The organism is Intestinimonas timonensis (assembly GCF_900626145.1).
Lineage (GTDB): Bacteria > Bacillota > Clostridia > Oscillospirales > Oscillospiraceae > Intestinimonas > Intestinimonas aquisgranensis.
In genome coordinates this window covers 918,800-937,949 of the sequence record NZ_LR130816.1, presented here as the reverse complement: position 1 = coordinate 937,949, position 19,150 = coordinate 918,800, and the positions used below count along the sequence as shown (strand labels likewise).

The 19,150-nt window shown below is 63.2% G+C and carries 19 protein-coding genes; 11 read left to right on the top strand and 8 right to left on the bottom strand.

Annotation, left to right across the window (positions count from 1 at the left end; genetic code table 11):
- Positions 1-225: 225 nt before the first annotated feature.
- The gene (locus E0E29_RS04665) at positions 226-600 is read left to right on the top strand and encodes a DUF134 domain-containing protein (RefSeq protein ID WP_130848852.1); all 375 of its coding nucleotides are present in this window, start codon (positions 226-228) and stop codon (positions 598-600) included.
- Positions 575-991 (top strand): NifB/NifX family molybdenum-iron cluster-binding protein, encoded by a 417-nt coding sequence (locus E0E29_RS04660; RefSeq protein ID WP_130848851.1) that lies wholly within the window; start codon positions 575-577, stop codon positions 989-991. Before E0E29_RS04665 ends, E0E29_RS04660 begins: the two co-directional genes overlap by 26 nt.
- 491 nt (positions 992-1,482) lie before the next feature.
- Here the strand turns inward: E0E29_RS04660 and E0E29_RS19390 are convergent, their stop codons facing one another.
- The 8 genes from E0E29_RS19390 to rpmH all read right to left on the bottom strand — a co-directional run bounded on the left by E0E29_RS19390 (position 1,483) and on the right by rpmH (position 8,001).
- Positions 1,483-2,817, bottom strand: a complete 1,335-nt coding sequence (locus E0E29_RS19390; RefSeq protein ID WP_130848850.1) for a PSP1 domain-containing protein — start codon at positions 2,815-2,817, stop codon at positions 1,483-1,485.
- A 22-nt stretch (positions 2,818-2,839) separates the two neighbouring features.
- Entirely contained in the window at positions 2,840-3,751 is a 912-nt protein-coding gene (locus E0E29_RS04650) for a DNA polymerase III subunit (RefSeq protein WP_130848849.1), read from the bottom strand.
- Positions 3,751-4,074, bottom strand: a complete 324-nt coding sequence (locus E0E29_RS04645; protein ID WP_130848848.1) for a cyclic-di-AMP receptor — start codon at positions 4,072-4,074, stop codon at positions 3,751-3,753. Before E0E29_RS04645 ends, E0E29_RS04650 begins: the two co-directional genes overlap by 1 nt.
- Before the next feature lie 820 nt (positions 4,075-4,894).
- Positions 4,895-5,707: an RNA-binding cell elongation regulator Jag/EloR gene (jag, locus tag E0E29_RS04640; protein WP_130848847.1), complete on the bottom strand. Its 813-nt coding sequence runs from the start codon at positions 5,705-5,707 to the stop codon at positions 4,895-4,897.
- Between the two features lie 29 nt (positions 5,708-5,736).
- On the bottom strand, positions 5,737-7,161 hold the full coding sequence (locus E0E29_RS04635; protein ID WP_130848846.1) for a YidC/Oxa1 family membrane protein insertase: 1,425 nt from the start codon (positions 7,159-7,161) through the stop codon (positions 5,737-5,739).
- 28 nt (positions 7,162-7,189) lie between these two features.
- A complete protein-coding gene (gene yidD, locus E0E29_RS04630) occupies positions 7,190-7,408 on the bottom strand; it encodes a membrane protein insertion efficiency factor YidD (protein WP_130848845.1) in 219 nt (72 codons plus the stop codon).
- The gene (gene rnpA, locus E0E29_RS04625) at positions 7,405-7,752 is read right to left on the bottom strand and encodes a ribonuclease P protein component (RefSeq protein WP_130848844.1); all 348 of its coding nucleotides are present in this window, start codon (positions 7,750-7,752) and stop codon (positions 7,405-7,407) included. The genes yidD and rnpA overlap by 4 nt, the downstream gene beginning before the upstream one ends.
- Positions 7,753-7,866: 114 nt before the next feature.
- Positions 7,867-8,001 (bottom strand): 50S ribosomal protein L34, encoded by a 135-nt coding sequence (gene rpmH / locus E0E29_RS04620; RefSeq protein ID WP_130848843.1) that lies wholly within the window; start codon positions 7,999-8,001, stop codon positions 7,867-7,869.
- Between the two features lie 470 nt (positions 8,002-8,471).
- Here rpmH and dnaA point away from each other — a divergent pair, with 470 nt between their 5' ends.
- The 9 genes from dnaA to E0E29_RS04575 all read left to right on the top strand — a co-directional run bounded on the left by dnaA (position 8,472) and on the right by E0E29_RS04575 (position 19,146).
- Positions 8,472-9,800 (top strand): chromosomal replication initiator protein DnaA, encoded by a 1,329-nt coding sequence (gene dnaA / locus E0E29_RS04615; protein WP_341273096.1) that lies wholly within the window; start codon positions 8,472-8,474, stop codon positions 9,798-9,800.
- A gap of 881 nt (positions 9,801-10,681) precedes the next feature.
- The gene (gene dnaN, locus E0E29_RS04610; protein ID WP_130848842.1) at positions 10,682-11,794 is read left to right on the top strand and encodes a DNA polymerase III subunit beta; all 1,113 of its coding nucleotides are present in this window, start codon (positions 10,682-10,684) and stop codon (positions 11,792-11,794) included.
- Position 11,795: 1 nt separating this feature from the next.
- On the top strand, positions 11,796-12,230 hold the full coding sequence (locus tag E0E29_RS04605) for an acyl-CoA thioesterase (RefSeq protein WP_130848841.1): 435 nt from the start codon (positions 11,796-11,798) through the stop codon (positions 12,228-12,230).
- A 12-nt stretch (positions 12,231-12,242) separates the two neighbouring features.
- Positions 12,243-12,455: an RNA-binding S4 domain-containing protein gene (locus E0E29_RS04600; protein ID WP_130848840.1), complete on the top strand. Its 213-nt coding sequence runs from the start codon at positions 12,243-12,245 to the stop codon at positions 12,453-12,455.
- A complete protein-coding gene (recF, locus tag E0E29_RS04595) occupies positions 12,452-13,555 on the top strand; it encodes a DNA replication/repair protein RecF (protein WP_130848839.1) in 1,104 nt (367 codons plus the stop codon). Before E0E29_RS04600 ends, recF begins: the two co-directional genes overlap by 4 nt.
- Positions 13,556-13,834: 279 nt before the next feature.
- Positions 13,835-14,119: an extracellular matrix regulator RemB gene (remB, locus tag E0E29_RS04590; RefSeq protein WP_130848838.1), complete on the top strand. Its 285-nt coding sequence runs from the start codon at positions 13,835-13,837 to the stop codon at positions 14,117-14,119.
- Positions 14,120-14,193: 74 nt separating this feature from the next.
- Positions 14,194-16,152, top strand: a complete 1,959-nt coding sequence (gene gyrB, locus E0E29_RS04585) for a DNA topoisomerase (ATP-hydrolyzing) subunit B (protein ID WP_130848837.1) — start codon at positions 14,194-14,196, stop codon at positions 16,150-16,152.
- A 277-nt stretch (positions 16,153-16,429) separates the two neighbouring features.
- Positions 16,430-18,931, top strand: coding sequence for a DNA gyrase subunit A (gene gyrA / locus E0E29_RS04580; protein WP_130848836.1), 2,502 nt, complete (start codon positions 16,430-16,432; stop codon positions 18,929-18,931).
- Positions 18,928-19,146, top strand: coding sequence for a hypothetical protein (locus E0E29_RS04575; protein ID WP_130848835.1), 219 nt, complete (start codon positions 18,928-18,930; stop codon positions 19,144-19,146). The genes gyrA and E0E29_RS04575 overlap by 4 nt, the downstream gene beginning before the upstream one ends.
- Positions 19,147-19,150 lie beyond the last annotated feature (4 nt).

Here is a 19,150-nt window from a genome sequence, read left to right as displayed (position 1 = left end):
AAGACCACCCCGGCGACCAATTCGCCGGGGTGGTTTTTTGTTTCCTCTCCCCTATTGCGGGGCTCCGCTGGTGGGCCGCTCCTCCACCCTATGCACCGAGTTATCCACATTTTCCACAACTTATCCACACATGTGGATAAGTTGCACTTTGTTCTTGACATATGCCGAAAACGAAGTATACTCTAGTTACTGGCATATACCAAAAACCTGAGAGGAGGTGTGGGGATGCCCAGACCCTGTAAACGGCGGCGGGTGTGCGCCCTGCCGGAGCGGCAGTGCTTCCGCTCGGCAGAGGGCGGACCGGGCCAAAGTCCCATCCGCCTGACGGTGGACGAGTTCGAGACCATCCGGCTCATGGACCTGGAGGGGCTCAGCCAGGCGGAGTGCGCCCGGCAGATGGAGGTCTCCCGGGCCACGGTCCAGGCCATCTACGGCGCCGCCCGGGCCAAGGTGGCCCAATTCCTGGTCCGGGGCGGGGAGCTGACCATTGGCGGCGGGGCCTTTTCCCTTTGCCCCGGCGGAAAGCAGGGCTGCCCACGCTGCCACAGGCATTGTCATGAAGGAGGAAACAGCCATGAAAAAGATCGCGGTGACCTATGAGAACGGCCAGGTGTTCCAGCACTTCGGCCACACGGAGAAGTTCAAGGTATATACGGTGGAGGACGGGGCCGTGCAGTCGGCGGCCATCCTCAGCGCCAACGGCAGCGGCCACGGCGCCCTAGCGGGGCTGCTGGCAAGCAGCGGCGTGGACACCCTCATCTGCGGCGGCATCGGCGGCGGCGCCCGGATGGCCCTGGCCCAGGCGGGCATCCAGCTCTACGGCGGCGTGTCCGGCGACGCCGACCAGGCGGTGGCCGACCTGCTGGCCGGGAAGCTGGCCTATGACCCGGCGGCGGAGTGCCACCACCACGACGAGCACCACGACCACGACTGCGGCGGTCACCACGACCACCACTGCGGCGGCCACGGTCACTCTTGCGGGGAGCACTAAAATGGAACAAAACCCCCGTCCTCACGGACGGGGGTTTTCCCGTTTTGCGGGCGGACACTACACCACCCCACGTCGCAACATAGGTAATACCAGGCAGCGCCACCACGCCGCGACGCCCACCCGCGCAGACAGCGAAAAAAGTGGGGATAGGACCACAGCTTACCCCTGTTCCACCGGCGGAGTCTCCTGTGGACGGTGCTGGTCCTCAACGGGGGCGTAAAGCCGGACCGCCGGATTCCTATTTGGGACCACCTAACCCGCACGGGAGCCCCTTTTTCTTTGGATTCCAAAAACCGTTCTTTTTCCAGCAGGGAAAAAGAAACGGTCTTTGAACGTTCCTTGAGGGAAACTTAGCGCACCCTCATCCGGCGGCTACGCCGCCACCTTCCCCCTGCAAGGGGGAAGGTTTTGAAAGATGCACTCCACAACCGCGATACAGACCACAAAAAACGCCCGTCCGGCGATGCCGGACGGGCGCTCTGTCATACCTTTTATTCTACCGCAGGGGGCTTGGGCTGCTGCCCGCCGCCGGAGGGACGACGGCGCCGACGGTTCCGATTGCGGCTGCCGGAGGCCTTCTTCTCGCCGCCCTCACCGCCCTCCTTGGGGGGCTGGTTCTGGGGCTGCTGCTGGGGAGCGGTCTGCTGAGGCTTGTCTCCCCTGCCCTTGCCTGGCCGATTGGAGCGGCCCTCACCCTGGGGCTTGTCCCCACGGGGCGCCTGCTCCTTCTTCTTCTCGGGCGCGGCCTCCTGGGCAGGCTTGCCCTCGCCGCCGCTCCGATGCCGACGGGACCCACCCCGGCTGCGGCTCCCACGCTCTGTGGGGGCCATTTTCTTCTCCCGGGTGGGCTGGGCGCTCTCCTCCGCCGCCTGGAATACCCGCTCCAGGGCCTCGGTGAGGGCGGTGCGCTCGGGGGCGGGACGCTCCCACACGCCCTCCTCACGGGGGGCCACATAGCGCAGCTTAGCCAGCTCCTCCGGGGGCGGCGCCACATAGTCCTCGGGCCGCTTGCCCTTGCCGTTGCGGACCACGCAGATCTCGCAGTTTCGGTAGCACTTGGGGGTCTCCGGGGAATCGTCCAGCCGTACCTTCACCTGCTCCTTCAGCAGGTTCACCTGGCACACGGTGCCCACCCCATCGGGGGTCTCCACGAAGGACTCCTGCTTGGGCATCCGCTTTACCGCGTCCTCATAGGCCTCCTGCTCGTACTTCAGGCAGCACATGAGCCGCCCGCAGGTGCCGGAGATCTTGGTGGGGTTGAGGGACAGGTTCTGGGTCTTGGCCATCTTGATGGACACGGGCTGGAACTCGTCCAGGAAGCCGGAGCAGCAGAAGGGCCGGCCGCAGATGCCTAGGCCGCCCAGCATCTTGGCCTCGTCCCGGACACCGATCTGCCGCAGCTCGATGCGGGTGTGGAATACACCGGCCAGGTCCTTGACCAGGGCACGGAAGTCCACCCGGCCCTCGGCAGTGAAGAAGAAAAGGATCTTGTTCCCCTCGAAGTTGTACTCCACCTCCACCAGCTTCATCTCCAGGCCGTGCTGGGCGATCTTCTCCTGGCAGATGCGGAAGGCCTTGGCCTCCTTCTCCCGGTTCTTGGCCACGATCTTCTCGTCCTCGGCCGTGGCCACCCGGATCATGGGGCGCAGGGGGGGCACCACGGACTCGTCGGGCACCATGGTGTTGCCCTGGACGCACTCGCCGTACTCCACCCCCCGGGCGGTCTCGATGATGACCCCCTGTCCGGGCTCCACCTGGACGCCCTGGGGGTCGAAATAGTATTGTTTTCCGCCGCTTTTAAAGCGGACGCCGATGATCTCAGTCATGGGGATACCTCGTATCTCTGATTTAAAAAGAGCCGGCGCACAGCCAGCCGGCCACGTGGCCGGCACCCACATGGAAGTCCAGGCTCCGGCGGATCTCCTCCAGGCGGCCGACCAGGGCCATGGCACGCCGGGTGTCCCGGTACCGGCCCATGCCGGCCCGCAGCACCTCCACACCCTCCTCCAGAAGGGCGCACAGGTCGTCCCGCTCCCACTTTTCCAGGCCCACGCAGAACTCCAGGGCGGCCCGCTCCGGGCCGTCCAGCAGCAGCTTTACCAACTGCCCGGCTGCCTCCTGGACCTCACGGGTGCGGCCGCCGGAGCCCTCCAGCAGGGTGATGCCCCGGCCAATAAGACCCTCACACCGGCGGGCGGCGTCGGCGATCTCCTCGGCGGGGCGGTCGGGAAAGCGGGCAGAGAGCACCGCCCGGGCCTCGGCCTCGGTGACGGGGGCCAGGGTCAGGGTCTCGCACCGGGAGCGCACCGTGGGCAGGATGGCCCCGGCGTTCTCGGCCAGCAGCAGGAAGACGGCATAGGGCGGGCCCTCCTCCAGCAGCTTGAGGAGGGCATTCTGGGCGCTCTGGTTCATGGTGTGGGCATTGGGGAGCAGATACACCTTCCGCGGGGCCTCATTGGGCCGGATGTAGGCATCCGACCGCAGGGCGCGGACCATGGCCACATTGATGTCCTTCCCATCCTCCCCGATGGTGATGACGTCGGGGTGGATGCCCGCGGCGGCCTTCCGGCAGTCGGGGCAGGCGCCGCAGGGGGCCTCCCCCTTCCCGGAGCACACCAGGGCACGGGCCAGGAGCCCGGCCAGGGTGTGTTTGCCGCTGCCGGCGGGGCCGGAGAGGATGTAGGCGTGGGAGAGCCCCCGTCCGGCAGAGAGCCGGTGTTTTGCCTGGGGGTTGCCCGCCAGGACCTCCAGTCCCCGCATCAGGCCCGCTCGAAGCGCTCGATGTCCACCACGAAGATGGTGGCGCCGCCCACGGTGACCTCCACGGGCATGGAGGGATAGTAGCCGTAGCTCATCTCAGTGGTGGTGGGGATCATCTGCTTGCGGGAGTGGGAGTGCTCCTTGATGATGTCGATGACGGTCTGGACCTTCTCCTCGTCCACGCCCACCAGGATGGTGACGTTGCCGGCCATGAGGAAGCCGCCGGTGGTGGCCAGCTTGGTGGAGGAGAAGCCCTTCTTGGTCAGGGCATGGGTGACGGCGTTGGCGTCGTCAAAGTTGATGATGGCAAGGATCAGTTTCATGACAATCCCTCCTTGATGCAGACAGAGCCCCTTCCGGGGCAGATAAAAATCACTTCAGGCTATTCTATTTCATTATACCCCATTTGCTTCAAATAGGAAAGAAGTTTTTTCTTCGCTCGAAAGGGGATGGGGGGCCCGGAGGGGGATTGCGCTGTCTGTGGGGCGTTGTTTGTGGGGCGCGACGACCTCGGCGCGCCAAACCACGTCTTAGCCCATTGCTTTCTGTTACGTGCAAGGACGGGAGAGACGGTTCAAAACCCATTTCTTTTTCCCTGCCGGAAAAAGAAACGGTTTTTTGAATCCAAAGAAAAAGGGGCTCCCGTGCGGGTTGAGTGGCTCCAAATAGGAATCCGGCGGCCCGTCTTTACGCCCCCATTGTGGACCAGCCCCGTCCACAGGAGACTCCGCCGGTGGAACAGGGAAAGCTGGTGGTTCTATCCCTAATTTTTTCGCCGCCTGCGTAGGTGGGTATCGTAGCGCATGCCGTTACGCTCCGGGCACCGGCGGCGTTACGAAGTAAGCCGACGGTGCAAGTGACATAACATTAGAAGAGCCCCGGGGGGTACATCCAATAGGGGGGCCACGGCCCCCCTGTGCTTGGTCGTTTCAAGGGGTGGATTGTCAAGGAGGGGGAAATCGAAATCCCCCTCCTTGACTGACTCTTTTGCCCCTTTCTGGTCATTCAGAAAGGGGCCCGCCGGAGGCCGTTCCTCCATCACAGAGGGAACCAGATGGTATGGTTTCTATAGTACGCCGTCAAACGACTATCTCCAAAACGAAAACCCCCGTCCTGACGGACGGGGGTTTTGGTAGGTAAATCTCAGTTCCGGTGCTCGCCCTTGGAGTAGGCCACGATGGTGCGGCGGTTGGGCTCGGTACCGGTGGAGTAGGTGGTCACGTCGGGGTAGTCCTGAAGGGCGGTGTGGATCACATGGCGCTCGTAGGCATTCATGGGCTCCAGGGTCACGTTCCGGCGGTACTTGACCACCTTTCCGGCCACCTTCCGGGCCAGGCGCTCCAGGGACTCCTCCCGCTTGGCACGGTAGCCCTCGGCGTCCACATGGATGCGGACCCGCTTGGACTGGCCCCGGTTGACGGAGTAGCTGGTGAGCTGCTGGATGGCGTCCAGGGTCTCGCCCCGGCGGCCGATGAGGGCGCCCAGGTTCTCACCCTCCAGGGTCACCTTGTAGCTGCCGTCCTCCCCCATGGCAATGCGGGGGGCGGCGGACACGCCCATGTGGGCCATGAGTCCGGTGAGGAAGGTGGTGATGGCCTCGGCCCGGTCCCCGGCGGGGGCGGACTCGGCGGCCTGGGTGTCAGGCTCGGTCTTGGGCTGGGAAACAGGGGCGGCGGGGGCCTCCTCCTTCACCGGCTGGGCCTTTGGGGCCTCAGCCTGGATGGTCTCGGCCTTGGGCTCCTCCACCTTGGGCTCGGTGGCCTTGGGGGCGGGCTCGTCAGGGACCTCGTAGGTCACCTTCACCTTGGCGGGGCTGCCGCCGATGCCCAGAAAGCCGCTCTTGGCCCGCTCCAACACCTCCACGGAGACCTCGTCCCGGTCCAGGCCCAGCTTCCGGAGGGCGGCGTTGATGGCCTCCTCCTCGTTTTTACCCGTGGTCTCGATATACTGCAACATAGGTCTGATCGTCTCCTTATGTTGTGCGATTATTCCTTGTCCTTGTCTTCGGTCTCGGCGTTGATGGCCTCCACCTCGGCGTCGATGCCGGCCCAGGGGTCCTGGACGTCGGCGGCATCGGCAGCGGCGCTCTCCACGGTCTCCGTGGTCTCTTCAGCGGTCTCGGCGGGGGCGTTATCCTCCAGGATCTCATTCACGATGAGCTCGTCGGCCACACCCTCGGCGGCCACGGCCTGGAGATGGTCGGACTTCTTCTCCAGAGCCTTCTCCACGGCGGTCTCATCCACCGGGGTGCCGGGGTCCTTGTAGGGGGTGGGGCCGTCGTGGCTGTACCGGTAGGGGTCGTAGGCACGGCCCCGGGCGTAGGAGCGGATGCCCACGCGGCTCACATCGATGACGGAGGCGTCGCTCTTCTTCTTCTCCTCGGCGGGCTTGGCCTTCTTCTTGCCCTTGTTGGCCTTGGCCTCGGCAATGGCCTGAGCCTTACGCTCGGCGGCCTCACGGCGGCGCTGCTTCTCCTCTTCCTTCTCCAGCCGCTCCTGCTCGGCGCGGGCGGCGGCGGCGGCCTCGTAGTCCTTCTTCAGGATCTTACCGGCCAGCAGCTCCTGGCCCAGGGAGAGGACGTTGTTGGACACCCAGTAGATACTCATGGCGGCGGGCATGGAGTAGCCTACCCACAGAGAGATCACCGGGGACATGATCATCATGGTCCGGCTGGTGCTCTTGGCCTGCTCGCTCTCGGGCTGGTTCTTGTTGAGCTGGTTGGTCCGCATGGAGATGATGGAGAACAGCAGACCGGTGCAGGCGGAGACGATGGGGATGAGGAAGGTGCCGATGGTGTTCCAGTTGAAGGGACCCGCCCAGATCTTCCAGGTGGGGACGGTGGACAGGGCCAGTCCCAGGAAGGAGAAGTCCAGCTGCTTGAGGTTGTCGGCAAAGGCGGCAACGGCGGGGTTGGCCACCACGGCGTCAAAGTTCTCAAAGAGCACGTTGGAGGCAATGAGCTGGTAGTAGACGTTCTTGGAGGGGTCGATGGCGGTGGTGGCGTACTGGTTGAGTACGTCGATGAGGGTGGTGATCTGGGTCTCGTCCAGGCCCATCATATACTTCATGGGCTGGCGGATGATGGCGTACAGGGGCAGCAGGATGAAGATGGGGAGCAGGGACCACAGGCAGCCGCCCATGGGGTTGACCTTCTCCTTCTCGTAGAGCTTTTGGATCTCCAGATTCTGTCTCTGCTTGTCGTTGGCGTACTTTCTCTGGATCTGCTGCATCTTGCCCTGGAGCATGTTCATCTGGATCATGCTCTTTTTGCCCTTCAGGGAGAAGGGGAAGAGGATGAGCTTCACCACCACGGCGAAGAGGATGAGGGCGAAGCCGTAGCTGCCGGTCAGGTCATAGAAGAGCTGGAGCAGCCAGGAAAACGGCGTAAGAATATAGTATGCAAAATCCATTTGCTTGCCTCCACAGAAGATTCAGGCCCTAAGGCACCGGGTCGTATTCGATGCTCTTTTGCCTGTGGAACGGCTGACACTTGAGGATGCGGCGCAGGGCCAGCCAGCCGCCCTTCCAGGCGCCGTATTTCTCCACCGCCTCCAGGGCGTAGGCCGAGCAGGTGGGGATGAAGCGGCAGCAGGGAGGTCGGGCGGGCGAGATGTGGACGCGGTAGAACCGGATGAGCGCCAGGAGCAGGGCTTTCACCCCTCCGCCTTCTTTCTCAGGCCCAGCTTGTCCGCCAATGAGAGGAAGGACTTGTCCAGCTGGGCGTATTTGGCATAGACGGCCTTGACCCGGGCCACCACAACGATGTCATAGCCCGTGGTGAGCTCGTGTTCGTGGAGACGGTAGATCTCCCGCAGGCGGCGGCGGACCCGGTTGCGCTTCACAGCGCAGCCCACCTTCTTCCCCACCGTGAAGCCCAGCCGGTTCTGACCCCGCCGGCTCTTCCGGCAGTAGAGGGCCAGGTAGGGGCTGGCGGCGCTTTTCCCCTTGTGGTAAAGGCGCTGGAACTCATGATTTCGTTTCATGGTGACGGTGAACTTCAAGGCGCGGCCCTCCTGTGTGACGGCTCCGGAAAAACCTCCGTATGCACTGCAGGGGCGGTGGGAATTTGCTCCCCCGCCCCTTCATGACGCTCTATTCGGTAAATGCCGCATTCCTTAGTAGGACAGGCGGGCGCGGCCCTTCGCGCGGCGGCGGGAGAGGACCTTCCGGCCATTCCGGTCGGCCATCCGCTTCCGGAAGCCGTGGACCTTGGAACGCTGGAGCTTCTTGGGCTGATAGGTACGCTTCATGTCTGAACACCTCCTGTAACGGTTCCTTGAGACGGGCAAGCCCGTCCACCACAACGGCCGGCGGAACCGGCCGAGGTTGTCATTTGGGTAGACGCCCCCCTTGTTTTCGGGACGCGGTAATTATTATAGCCTAAGCTTTCCTCCACTGTCAACTATATTTTTGCTGGAATTTCCACATATGTCAAGGACTTTTCCTTACACACAATATGTTGTGGTAAACCCGCCCCTCCCCCACTTTTTTCCCTGTGGAAAAGTGGATACCCCTGTGGAAAACTTATTGCTTACTACACTTATTTTTGTTATAATGTGTACGCGAACGTACAACTTTCCGCCCTTGCGCGCCATAGATAGAGAAGCTCCCTTTCGCGGGGCACCGACGTCATCCTTGAAGGTCCGCCTTTAAGGGTGATGCTTTGCTGTCTTGGAACGGGAGAGAGAAAGGATTTTTGGAACAAAGGGAGGTCTCAGCCATGGCCATGAACTCCGCCGCCGACATCTGGTCCCGCGTCCTCGCCCTCATGGAGGCGGACATGACCGCCACCACCATCCACACCTGGTTCGACGACACGGTGGCCGTGTCCATGGAGGGCGACAAGTTCATCCTCCACACCCCGTCCGACTTCAAGCGGGACATCATCGTCTCCCGCTATCTGCCCCCCATTCAGAAGGCCCTCCATGAGCTCTTCTCCGCCGACTTTCAGGTGGAGGTGCTGGGAGACGGCGATCTGGAGCGCCGGCAGCGCAGCGCCAGCCCCAAGGACGACAGCTTCCTCCCCGGCACGGAGGAGTATACCTTTGAGCGGTTCGTGGTGGGCTCGTCCAACAAATTTGCCCACGCCGCCGCCCGGGCGGTGGCCGACCACCCCGCCATGAACTACAATCCCCTCTTCATCTACGGCGAGTCCGGACTGGGCAAGACCCACCTCCTCTACGCCATCGCCCACAAGATCCACGACGACCACCCCGACTACCGCATCGTCTACATCAAGGGCGACGCCTTCACCAATGAGCTCATCCAGGCCATCCGGGAGGGCCGCAACCAGGAGTTCCGGGAAAAGTTCCGCTCCGCCGACGTCTTCCTCATGGACGACGTCCAGTTCATCGCCGGCAAGGACTCCACCATGGAGGAGATGTTCCACACCTTCAATACCCTCTATGAGACCCGGAAACAAATCGTCTTCACCGCCGACCGTCCCCCCAAGGAGATGCTCAAGCTGGAGGACCGTCTGAAAACCCGGTTCGAGTGGGGCCTTATCGCCGACATCCAGCCCCCTGACTACGAGACCCGCATGGCCATCATCAAGAACAAGGCCATCCGCATGGGGGTGGAGCTGCCCGAGGCCGTGCTGCAGTACGTGGCCGAGAACATCACCGCCAACGTGCGGCAGATCGAGGGCACCGTCAACAAGATCATGGCCCTCCGGGACCTGGAGGGGAGCAGCATCGACGCCGCCACCGTCACCCGGGCCGTCCGGGACATGTTCAAGGACCCCTCCGACATCATGCCCACCTCCGACGTCATCATCGAGGAGGTTTGCAACTTCTATAACATCGAAAACAGCGCCCTCCGTGGGCAGGGCCGCACCAAGGACACCGCCCTGGCCCGTCAGGTGGCCATGTACCTCATCCGTGAGATGACCAACATGTCCCTGAAGGAGATCGGCCGGGAATTCGAGAACCGGGACCACACCACCGTCCTCCACTCCATCGAGCGCATCGAAAAGCTCAAAAAGACCACCCCCGAGATCTCCGAGGTCATCAAGGACATCCGGGCCAATATCAATGCCAGATACGAATGAGGTCCTTGTCCGGTACGAGTAAAAACCTCTCCCCCTTTTCGGGCGGATGCTATCCGCCCCTACCCCAACCCCGGGGTGTGGTTTGGCGCGCCGAGGTCGTCGCGCCCCACAGCAGAGGTAATCCCAGGCAGCGGCACCACGCCGCAGTCCCCACCCGCGCAGGCGGCGAAAAAAGTTTGGATAGGACCACAGCTTGCCTCTGTTCCACCGAGGTAGTCTACCGTAGACGGGGCTGGTCCTCTATGGGGGCGTAAAGCCGGGCCGCCGGATTCCTATTTGGGACCACTCAACCCCTTTGGAAGCCCCTTTTTCTTTGGATTCCAAAAACCGTTCTTTTTCCAGCAGGGAAAAAGAAACGGGTTTTGACCGTCTCTCCCGTCCTTGCACGTAACAGAACAGTTCCTGGTTCGGAGCGTGGTTTGGCGCGCCGAGTCGTCGCGCCCCACAAATTGAAGTGGTCCCGTGTCGATGCGGCAGGCGGATGATATCCGCCCCTACGACAAGGCAAACGACCTTTCAGGGAAGGCGAAAAACGGTCCTCCTGCAAATGACAGAAATCCTGCATCCCCCTGCATATTCGATATGCAACTCTATGCATTTCCTGTATAAATACCCATTCACCGCTGGAAAACCCCCAGGGTCGAAATCCACCGGTTTTTGTGGAAATGTGGACAATCCCCTGTGGACAATTTTTCTCCCTTTTTCCCTCCTGTGGAAACCCTCGAAATTTGTCCACCACCCCTGTGGATGCCCCGCGTCCTCTCTCCCAAGGCTTTCCGACGCTTTTCCACAATATTTTATACTACGAGTACTATTTCTATCTTTTATCCTCTCCTCTCCTCAAAAACGAGCGGAGCACGAAAGGAAGGGAACCCACCCCCATGAAGTTTTCCTGTGAAAAAGCACTCCTTCAGTCGGCCATTGCCACCACGGCCCGGGCCGTCTCCCCGAAGAGCTCCATCCCAGCCCTGGAGGGCATCCTGGTGGAGGCCGGAGACCAGCTCCGCCTCACCGGCTACAACCTGGAGACCGGCATCCGCACCGTGGTCCCCGCCCAGATCGACCGGGAGGGCAGCCTGGTCCTCTCCGCCCGGCTCTTCGGCGAGATCATCCGCAAGCTGCCCGACGACGTGGTCTCCTTCTCCGCCGACGGCTATATGGTGAACATCACCTGCGGCATGAGCAAGTTCAACATCCTGGCCACCGACCCCGAGGACTTCCCCGACCTGCCCGCCGTGGAGGACCAGAACAGCTTCTCCATTTCCCGGGACAAGCTGGGCTCCATGATCCGGCAGACCATCTTCGCCGTCAGTGACAACGAGTCCCGGCCCATCCACACCGGCTCCCTCTTCGAGGTGAGCGCCGACGGCCTCACCATGGTCAGCGTGGACGGCTACCGGCTGGCCCTCCGCCACGAGCCCATCCTGGAAAAGGACGGCGCCCTCTCCTTCTCCTTCGTGGTGCCCGGTGCCGCCCTCAGCGAGGTGGAAAAGATCTGCGGCGACAGCCAGGACGAGGCGTTGGTCATCGAGGGCGACCGCCACGTCATGTTCCGCGTAGGGGACACCATGCTGGTGTCCCGCCGGCTGGAGGGTGAGTTTTTGGCCTACCGCCAGGCCATCCCCCGCAACAACGCCATCAAGGTGGAGGGCGACACCCGCACCCTCCTCACCTCCATCGACCGCGTCTCCCTCATCATCTCCGACAAGCTCAAGTCCCCCCTGCGCTGCGTGTTCGGGGACAACGTGCTGAGCATCACCACCAAGACCGGCATCGGCGACGCCGCCGACCAGTGCCCCATCTCCGGCGACGGCCAGAATCTGGAGATCGGCTTCAACAACCGCTACCTCATGGACGCCCTGAAGGCCGCTCCCACCGACCGGGTGCGGCTGGAGCTCAGCTCCGGTGTGGCCCCCTGCGTCATCCTCCCCGCCGAGGGGGAGGAGAACTTCCTCTATATGGTGCTGCCCGTGCGGCTGAAGGCAGGCGAGTGACATGGAGCTGCGTCCCTACCTGAGAAAGGCCCAGTTTTACGAGACAGACGGCATGGGCGTGGTCTATCATGGGAATTATATCCATTGGATGGAGGAGGCCCGCACCGACTTCATGGACCAGATCGGCTGGGGCTACGAGAAGGCGGTGGAGGCGGGCATCGACTTTGCCCTCACCGACATCTCCTGCAAATACCGGTCCATGACCCGGTTCGGGGAGACGGTGGCCATCCATATGACAGTAACAAAACTCTCCCCCGCCAAGATGGAGGTGGCCTACCGGATGGTGGACGCCCAGACCGGGGTCCTCCGGGCGGAGGGCACCTCCGGCCACTTCTTCTATGACCGGAAGAAAAACAAACCGGTGGCCCTGAAGCGGGTGCTGCCGGAGGTATACGAACTCTTTACGCGGCTCCTGCAGGAGCACGCCGAGTCGTGACGGGAGGAAGCCATGCAGAAAGAGACTGTGAAGATCCAGACGGAATTCATCAAGCTGGACGCCCTTTTGAAGTTTGCCGGGGTCACCGAAACCGGCGGCGAGGCCAAGGAGGCCATCCAGGCCGGTGAGGTGAAGGTGAACGGCGAGGTGTGCACCATGCGGGGCAAGAAGCTGCGGCCCGGTGACGTGGTGGCGCTGGAGGGCGTGGAGCTCACCGTCCAATGAGGGTGGACGCCCTTACTCTGGAGGACTTTCGCAACTACCGCCGCCTGGAGGCGGCCTTCTCACCCGGGGTCAACGTGATCTACGGCGAGAACGCCCAGGGCAAGACCAATCTGCTGGAGGCTGTGGCCTATCTGTCCACCGCCTCCTCCCACCGGGCCCGGTACGACCGGGAGCTCATCCGATTGGAGGCGCCCGCCGCCATGGTGAAGGCCACGGTGGAGGCCCGGGAGCGGGCCTTCAAGCTGGAGGCCCGGCTCCGCCGGGGCCAGCGGCGGCAGCTCTTCTCCAACGGGGTACGCCTCAAGACCGCCGGGGAGCTCTCCGGGGTGCTGCAAACCGTCCTTTTCTGCCCCGAGGACCTCTCCCTCATCCGGGCGGGGGCCGCCGAGCGGCGGCGGTTCCTGGACGAGTGCATCTGCCAGCTCCGGCCCCGGTACGCCGCCGCCTTATCCCAATATAAGCGGCTCTATGAGCACAAGACCCGCATCCTCCGGGACTGGGAGGAAAAGCCCGCCCTGCTGGACACCCTGGACGACTTCAGCTTCCAGATGGCCCAGGCGGGGGCGGTGCTCATCCACTACCGGGCCCACTTTTTAAAGCGGCTCCGGGAGACGGCAGCCGCCGTCCACGCCGACTTCTCCGGCGGGCGTGAGCATCTGGACCTGGGCTATGCCACGGTGAGCACCGTGGCCGACCCCATGGCCCCCACCCGTGACCTCTTTGAGGCGGTGCTTGAGCACCAGCGCGCCCACCGCCAGGCCGAGCTGGAGGTCCGGCAGTGCCTCACCGGTCCCCACAAGGACGATCTGGTGGTCCGCATCAATGACCTGGAGGCCAAAACCTACGCCTCCCAGGGACAGACCCGGACGGCGGCCCTCTCCTTGAAGCTGGGCTGCCGGGAGATCTTCTACCACGACACCGGGGAGTGGCCGGTGCTGCTGCTGGACGACGTGCTCAGCGAGCTGGACCGGCGGCGGCAGGAGTTCGTCCTCCACCGCATCACTGGCGGACAGGTCTTTATCACCTGCTGCGAGGACGACGGGCTGGAGGGACTGGACCACGGCGCCGTCTTCCATATCAACGGCGGGGAATTGGTCTGAAAACCTTCCCCCCACAGGGGGGAAGGTGGCCCGAAGGGCCGGATGAGGGGGCGCCGGATAGAACAAAAAGCCAAATGGAACGTACCAGCCCACCCTCATCCGCTCCAGTGTGCGCACTGGAGCACCTTCCCCCTGGAAGGGGGAAGGTTTTATAGGCGCGCCGAGTCGTCGCGCCCCACAAAATCAGGTGGTGCCACAGGCGCGTCTGGGAAGCCGCGCCCCACGGATGGAACGGCCCTGCAACAGAGCTCTCCCCACCCCAACGAAAGGAGGTCCGCCATGTATTTGCATCTGGGACAGTCGGTGGTGGTCCCCTTTCGGGACGTCATCGGCATCTTTGACCTGGACACCACCACCGACTCCCGAATCACCCGGGAATTTTTGAAGAGGGCCGAGCGGGAGGGCGAGCTGGTGGACGTGTCCATGGACCTGCCCAAATCCCTGGTGCTCTGCCGGTCGGAGCTGGGCACCCTCACCTACCTCTCCCAGCTCTCCGCCGCCACCCTCCGCGGCCGGGTGGAGAGCGGGACTTTTGAATGGAACGAACCACGGCGGAACGTATAAATACGTCCCTTACCCGCCCCGTGGGGTAGGGAGCGGATTTATCCGCTCCGCCAACACACCCAGGAGGTTTTAGAATGTCTGAAGAACTGGAAGTAAACGATCTGGAACGGCCCGAGCAGGTCGAGCACGAGTACGGCGGCTCCGAGATCCAGGTCCTGGAGGGCCTGGAGGCGGTGCGCAAGCGCCCCGGTATGTACATCGGCTCCACCTCCTCCTCCGGACTCCACCATCTGGTCTATGAGATCGTGGACAACTCCATCGATGAGGCCCTGGCCGGCTACTGCGACGAGATCAACGTCATCATCAAGGAGGGCGACGTCATCACCGTCACCGACAACGGCCGCGGCATCCCCGTGGACGTCCAGCCCCAGACGGGGCTGCCCGCCCTGGAGGTGGTCTTTACCATCCTCCACGCCGGCGGCAAGTTCGGCGGCGGCGGCTACAAGGTGTCCGGCGGCCTCCACGGCGTGGGCGCGTCTGTCGTCAACGCCCTCTCCGAGTGGCTGGAGGTCCAGGTCCACAAGGACGGCAAGATCTACGAGATGAAGTTCGCCCGGGGCAAGGTGACCCAGTCCATGACCGTGGTGGGCGAAACCGACAAGCACGGCACCGTGGTCACCTTCAAGCCCGACCCGGAGATGTTCACCGAAACCACCGTCTATGACTATGAGATCCTCCACACCCGCATGCGGGAGGAGGCCTTCCTCAATGCCGGACTGCGCATCCATACCATCGACCAGCGCCCCGGCAAGGAGCAGCACGACGACATGTGCTATGAGGGCGGTATCCGGGAATTCGTCACCTGGCTCAACCGGTCCAAGACCCCCATCCACAACGGGGTCATCTACATGGCCGGCCAGAAGGGGGACTCCATCGCCGAGCTGGCCTTCCAGTATACCGACAGCTACTCCGAGACCATCCTGTCCTTCGCCAACAACGTCCACACCCCCGAGGGCGGCATGCACGAGACCGGCTTCAAGCAGGCCCTTACCACCACCCTCAACGCCTACGGCCGGAAGATGAACCTTCTCAAGGACGGCGACGAGATCAAGGGCGAGGACTACCGGGAGGGCCTTACCTGCGTCATCTCGGTGAAGCTCACCGACGCCCAGTTCGAGGGCCAGACCAAGGCCAAGCTGGGCAACAGCGAGATCCGCACCCTGGTGAGCGCCATCGTGTCGGAAAAGCTGGCCGAATTCCTGGAGGAAAACCCGGCGGTGGGCAAGGCCATCCTGGATAAGGCCCTCACCGCCTCCCGTGCCCGTGAGGCAGCCCGGAAGGCCCGGGAGTCCATCCGGCGCAAGACCGCCCTGGGCGGCGCCGCCATGCCGGATAAGCTCCGGGACTGCAATGAGAATAACCCCGAGCTCACTGAGCTCTACATCGTCGAGGGCGATTCCGCCGGCGGCTCGGCCACCCAGGGCCGGGACTCCCGCTTCCAGGCCATCCTCCCCCTGTGGGGCAAGATGCTCAACGTGGAGAAGGCCCGGGCCGACAAGGTCTACGGCAACGACAAGCTCCAGCCCGTCATCACCGCCCTGGGCGCCGGCATCGGCGACGAGTTCGACCCCGCCAAGCTGCGCTATCACAAGGTCATCATCATGGCCGATGCCGATGTGGACGGCGCCCACATCCGGACGCTCCTGCTTACCTTCTTCTTCCGCTTCATGCGCCCCCTCATTGAGCAGGGCTATGTGTACGCCGCCGTTCCCCCCCTCTACAAGCTGACTCGGGGCAAGACCACCCGTGTGGCCTTCTCCGACGAGGAGCGGGACATGGTCTCCGCCGAGCTCCGAGGCGACAACCCCAACGCCAAGGTGGACATCAGCCGCTATAAGGGCCTGGGCGAGATGGACCCCCACGAGCTGTGGGAGACCACCATGGACCCGGAGAAGCGCACCCTCAAGCGCATCGAGCTGGACGACGCCGTCCTGGCCGACCAGACCTTCACCGTCCTCATGGGCGAAAAGGTGGAGCCCCGAAAGGAATTCATCGAGAAAAACGCCAAATACGCGGTGAATCTGGACTATTAAGAGATTTTTTTCGACCTTCCCCCCACAGGGGGGAAGGTGGCCCGGAGGGCCGGATGAGGGGGAGCCGGTAAGATGAATCTTATTTTTTCTATCCGGCGAAACCCGTCCAGCATAGCTGGCCGGGCCTACGCTAAAAATGTGCCACCGGCACATTTTCTTCACGCTGCGGCCCTCATCCGTCATTTGCTCTGCAAATGCCACCTTCCCCCTTCCAGGGGGAAGGTCAGCGGGCGTCATTCCAACCAACCCAACCTCTACCCAAGGAGGAAAACAATAGATGAGCAAGAAACCCCAATACGACCCGGAGGAGATCCGATACCCCAATCAGACCATCGTCACCTCTCCCCTGGTGCCGGAGATGGAGAAATCCTACATCGAGTACGCCATGAGCGTCATCGTGGGCCGGGCTCTGCCCGACGTGCGGGACGGCCTGAAGCCGGTCCACCGCCGCATCCTCTACGCCATGTACGAGGACAACCTGACCCATGACAAGCCCTTCAAGAAGTCGGCCACCTGCGTGGGCGACGTGCTGGGCCGGTACCATCCCCACGGCGACCAGTCGGTCTACGACGCCCTGGTCCGTCTGGCCCAGGACTTCTCCATGCGGTACATGCTGGTGGAGGGCCACGGCAACTTCGGCTCCGTGGACGGCGATCCCCCGGCCGCCTACCGTTACACCGAGGCCCGTCTGAGCAAGATCTCTGAGGAGATGCTCCGGGACATCGAGAAGGACACCGTGGACTGGGACCCCAACTTCGACGAGTCCCGCAAAGAGCCCCGGGTGCTGCCCAGCCGCTTCCCCAACCTGCTGGTGAATGGGTCGGCGGGCATCGCCGTGGGCATGGCCACCAATATTCCGCCCCACAACCTGCGGGAGGTCATCGACGCCACCATCTGCGTGCTGGAGGACCCCAACGCCACCCTGGCCGATTTGATGGAGTACGTCAAAGGCCCTGACTTCCCCACCAAGGGCATCATCATGGGCCGCAGCGGCATCCGGGCGGCCTACGCCACCGGCCGCGGCCGGATCATGGTCCGGGCCCGCACCGAGTTCGAGGAGTTCGGCAAGGACCGCACCCGCATCATCGTCACCGAGATCCCCTACCAGGTCAACAAGCGCATGCTCATCAAGAACATGGCCGACCAGGTGGAGGACAAGCGGCTGGAGGGCATCTCCGACATCCGGGATGAGACCGACCGCAACGGCATGCGCATCGTCATCGAGCTGAAGAAGGACGCCAATCCCCAGGTGGTGCTCAACCGGCTCTTTGCCCAGACCCAGCTCCAGACCACCTTCGCCATCAACATGCTGGCCCTGGTGAACAACCAGTCCCAGCCCAAGATCCTCTCCCTGCGCCACATCCTGGACGAGTACATCGCCTTCCAGGAGGAGATCATCATCCGGCGCACCAAGTACGACCTGAAAAAGGCCCAGGAGCGTGCTCACCTGCTGGAAGGTCTGCTCATCGCCCAGGATAATATCGACGAAGTCATCAAAATCATCCGGGAGAGCTACGACGACGCCAAGGAGCGCCTGTGCGCCCGCTTCAGCCTGGACGACGTCCAGGCCCAGGCCATTTTGGATATGCGTCTGAAGGCCCTCCAGGGTCTGGACCGGGAGAAGCTGGAGAACGAGTACAAGGAGCTGGAGGAGCGCATCGCCTACTTCCAGAAGCTCCTCTCCGACGAGGCCATGCTCCGGGGCGTGCTCAAGGACGAGCTCATCGCCATCCGGGACAAGTACGGCGACGACCGCAAGACCGAGATCCAGGACGTGGAGGACGAGCTGGACATCGAGGACCTCATCGAGGAGGAGGAGTGCGTCTTCACCCTCACCGCCGGCGGCTACATCAAGCGGACCCCGGTGTCCACCTACCGCACCCAGCGCCGGGGCGGCAAGGGCATCACTGCCATGGCCACCAAGGAGGAGGACTACGTGGACACGGTGTTCACCGCCTCCACCCACGACTTCATCCTCTTCTTCACCGATAAGGGCCGGGTCCACCGGAAGAAGGGCTACCAGATCCCCGAGTCGGGCCGCACCGCCAAGGGCACCAACCTGGTGAACGTGCTGCCCATCGAGTCGGACGAGAAGGTCACCGCCATGATCCACCTGCGGGAGTTCCCGGAGGACCGTTATCTGACCATGGTGACCCGGAACGGCACGGTGAAGCGCATTCAGCTCTCCTCCATCCATACCGCCCGGAAGGCGGGCATCCGCTGCATCACCCTGGACGAGGGGGACGAGCTCATCTGCGTCCGGGAGACCGACGGCGACCAGGCCATTTTGATCGTCACCCACGACGGCATGGCCATCTGCTTCAAGGAGACGGACGTGCGGTGCATGGGCCGTGACGCCGCCGGTGTCCGGGGCATCAATCTCCGGGAGGGCGACTACGTGGTGGGCGCCGCCCGGGCCAAGCGGGACCACCAGGTGCTGATGATCACCGAGAACGGCTACGGCAAGCGCACCGATATGGACGAGTATATCCGGGCCGACGGTCCCCAGAAGCGGGGCGGCTACGGCCTGAAGGGCTACAATGTCACCGAAAAGACCGGACCCGTGGTGGGGGTCAAGGTGGTCAGCGACGCCGACGACGTGCTGGTCATCAACGACGCTGGCGTCATCATCCGCATGGCGGTGTCCGGCATTTCCACCTACGGCCGCACCGCCCAGGGCGTGAAGATCATGAATCTGGAGGAGGGCGTGAAGGTCATCTCCTTCGCCCGCACCGACCACGAGGAGGAGGAAGCCGAGGAGGGCGGTGAGGAGCTGTGAGCACCCGGAAGGAGCGCATCTCCCCCCTTCGTCTTCTGATGTACGGATTTGGCGTGGCCCTTGTGGTGCTGGCGGTGGCCGACCGGTGGGAGCTGGCCGGCGCCCTGGCCCTGTTGTGGTTTGTACTGGCCACCGGGCTCTCCCTCTTCTATGTCCTGCGGGGCCTGAAGGCCCGGCGTGAAAAGGGGATCGCCGAGGACGGAAAGGAGCAGTGACAGA

What these genes read in the sequence shown, in the direction of transcription:
- dnaN (WP_130848842.1), top strand. Translation starts at nt 10,682, where the DNA reads ATGAAGTTTTCCTGTGAAAAAGCACTCCTTCAGTCGGCCATTGCCACC.
- dnaA (WP_341273096.1), top strand. Translation starts at nt 8,472, where the DNA reads ATGGCCATGAACTCCGCCGCCGACATCTGGTCCCGCGTCCTCGCCCTC.
- jag (WP_130848847.1), bottom strand. Translation starts at nt 5,707, where the DNA reads ATGTTGCAGTATATCGAGACCACGGGTAAAAACGAGGAGGAGGCCATC.
- E0E29_RS04605 (WP_130848841.1), top strand. Translation starts at nt 11,796, where the DNA reads ATGGAGCTGCGTCCCTACCTGAGAAAGGCCCAGTTTTACGAGACAGAC.
- E0E29_RS19390 (WP_130848850.1), bottom strand. Translation starts at nt 2,817, where the DNA reads ATGACTGAGATCATCGGCGTCCGCTTTAAAAGCGGCGGAAAACAATAC.
- rpmH (WP_130848843.1), bottom strand. Translation starts at nt 8,001, where the DNA reads ATGAAGCGTACCTATCAGCCCAAGAAGCTCCAGCGTTCCAAGGTCCAC.
- remB (WP_130848838.1), top strand. Translation starts at nt 13,835, where the DNA reads ATGTATTTGCATCTGGGACAGTCGGTGGTGGTCCCCTTTCGGGACGTC.
- E0E29_RS04600 (WP_130848840.1), top strand. Translation starts at nt 12,243, where the DNA reads ATGCAGAAAGAGACTGTGAAGATCCAGACGGAATTCATCAAGCTGGAC.
- recF (WP_130848839.1), top strand. Translation starts at nt 12,452, where the DNA reads ATGAGGGTGGACGCCCTTACTCTGGAGGACTTTCGCAACTACCGCCGC.
- E0E29_RS04650 (WP_130848849.1), bottom strand. Translation starts at nt 3,751, where the DNA reads ATGCGGGGACTGGAGGTCCTGGCGGGCAACCCCCAGGCAAAACACCGG.
- E0E29_RS04665 (WP_130848852.1), top strand. Translation starts at nt 226, where the DNA reads ATGCCCAGACCCTGTAAACGGCGGCGGGTGTGCGCCCTGCCGGAGCGG.
- E0E29_RS04645 (WP_130848848.1), bottom strand. Translation starts at nt 4,074, where the DNA reads ATGAAACTGATCCTTGCCATCATCAACTTTGACGACGCCAACGCCGTC.
- gyrB (WP_130848837.1), top strand. Translation starts at nt 14,194, where the DNA reads ATGTCTGAAGAACTGGAAGTAAACGATCTGGAACGGCCCGAGCAGGTC.
- gyrA (WP_130848836.1), top strand. Translation starts at nt 16,430, where the DNA reads ATGAGCAAGAAACCCCAATACGACCCGGAGGAGATCCGATACCCCAAT.
- E0E29_RS04635 (WP_130848846.1), bottom strand. Translation starts at nt 7,161, where the DNA reads ATGGATTTTGCATACTATATTCTTACGCCGTTTTCCTGGCTGCTCCAG.
- E0E29_RS04660 (WP_130848851.1), top strand. Translation starts at nt 575, where the DNA reads ATGAAAAAGATCGCGGTGACCTATGAGAACGGCCAGGTGTTCCAGCAC.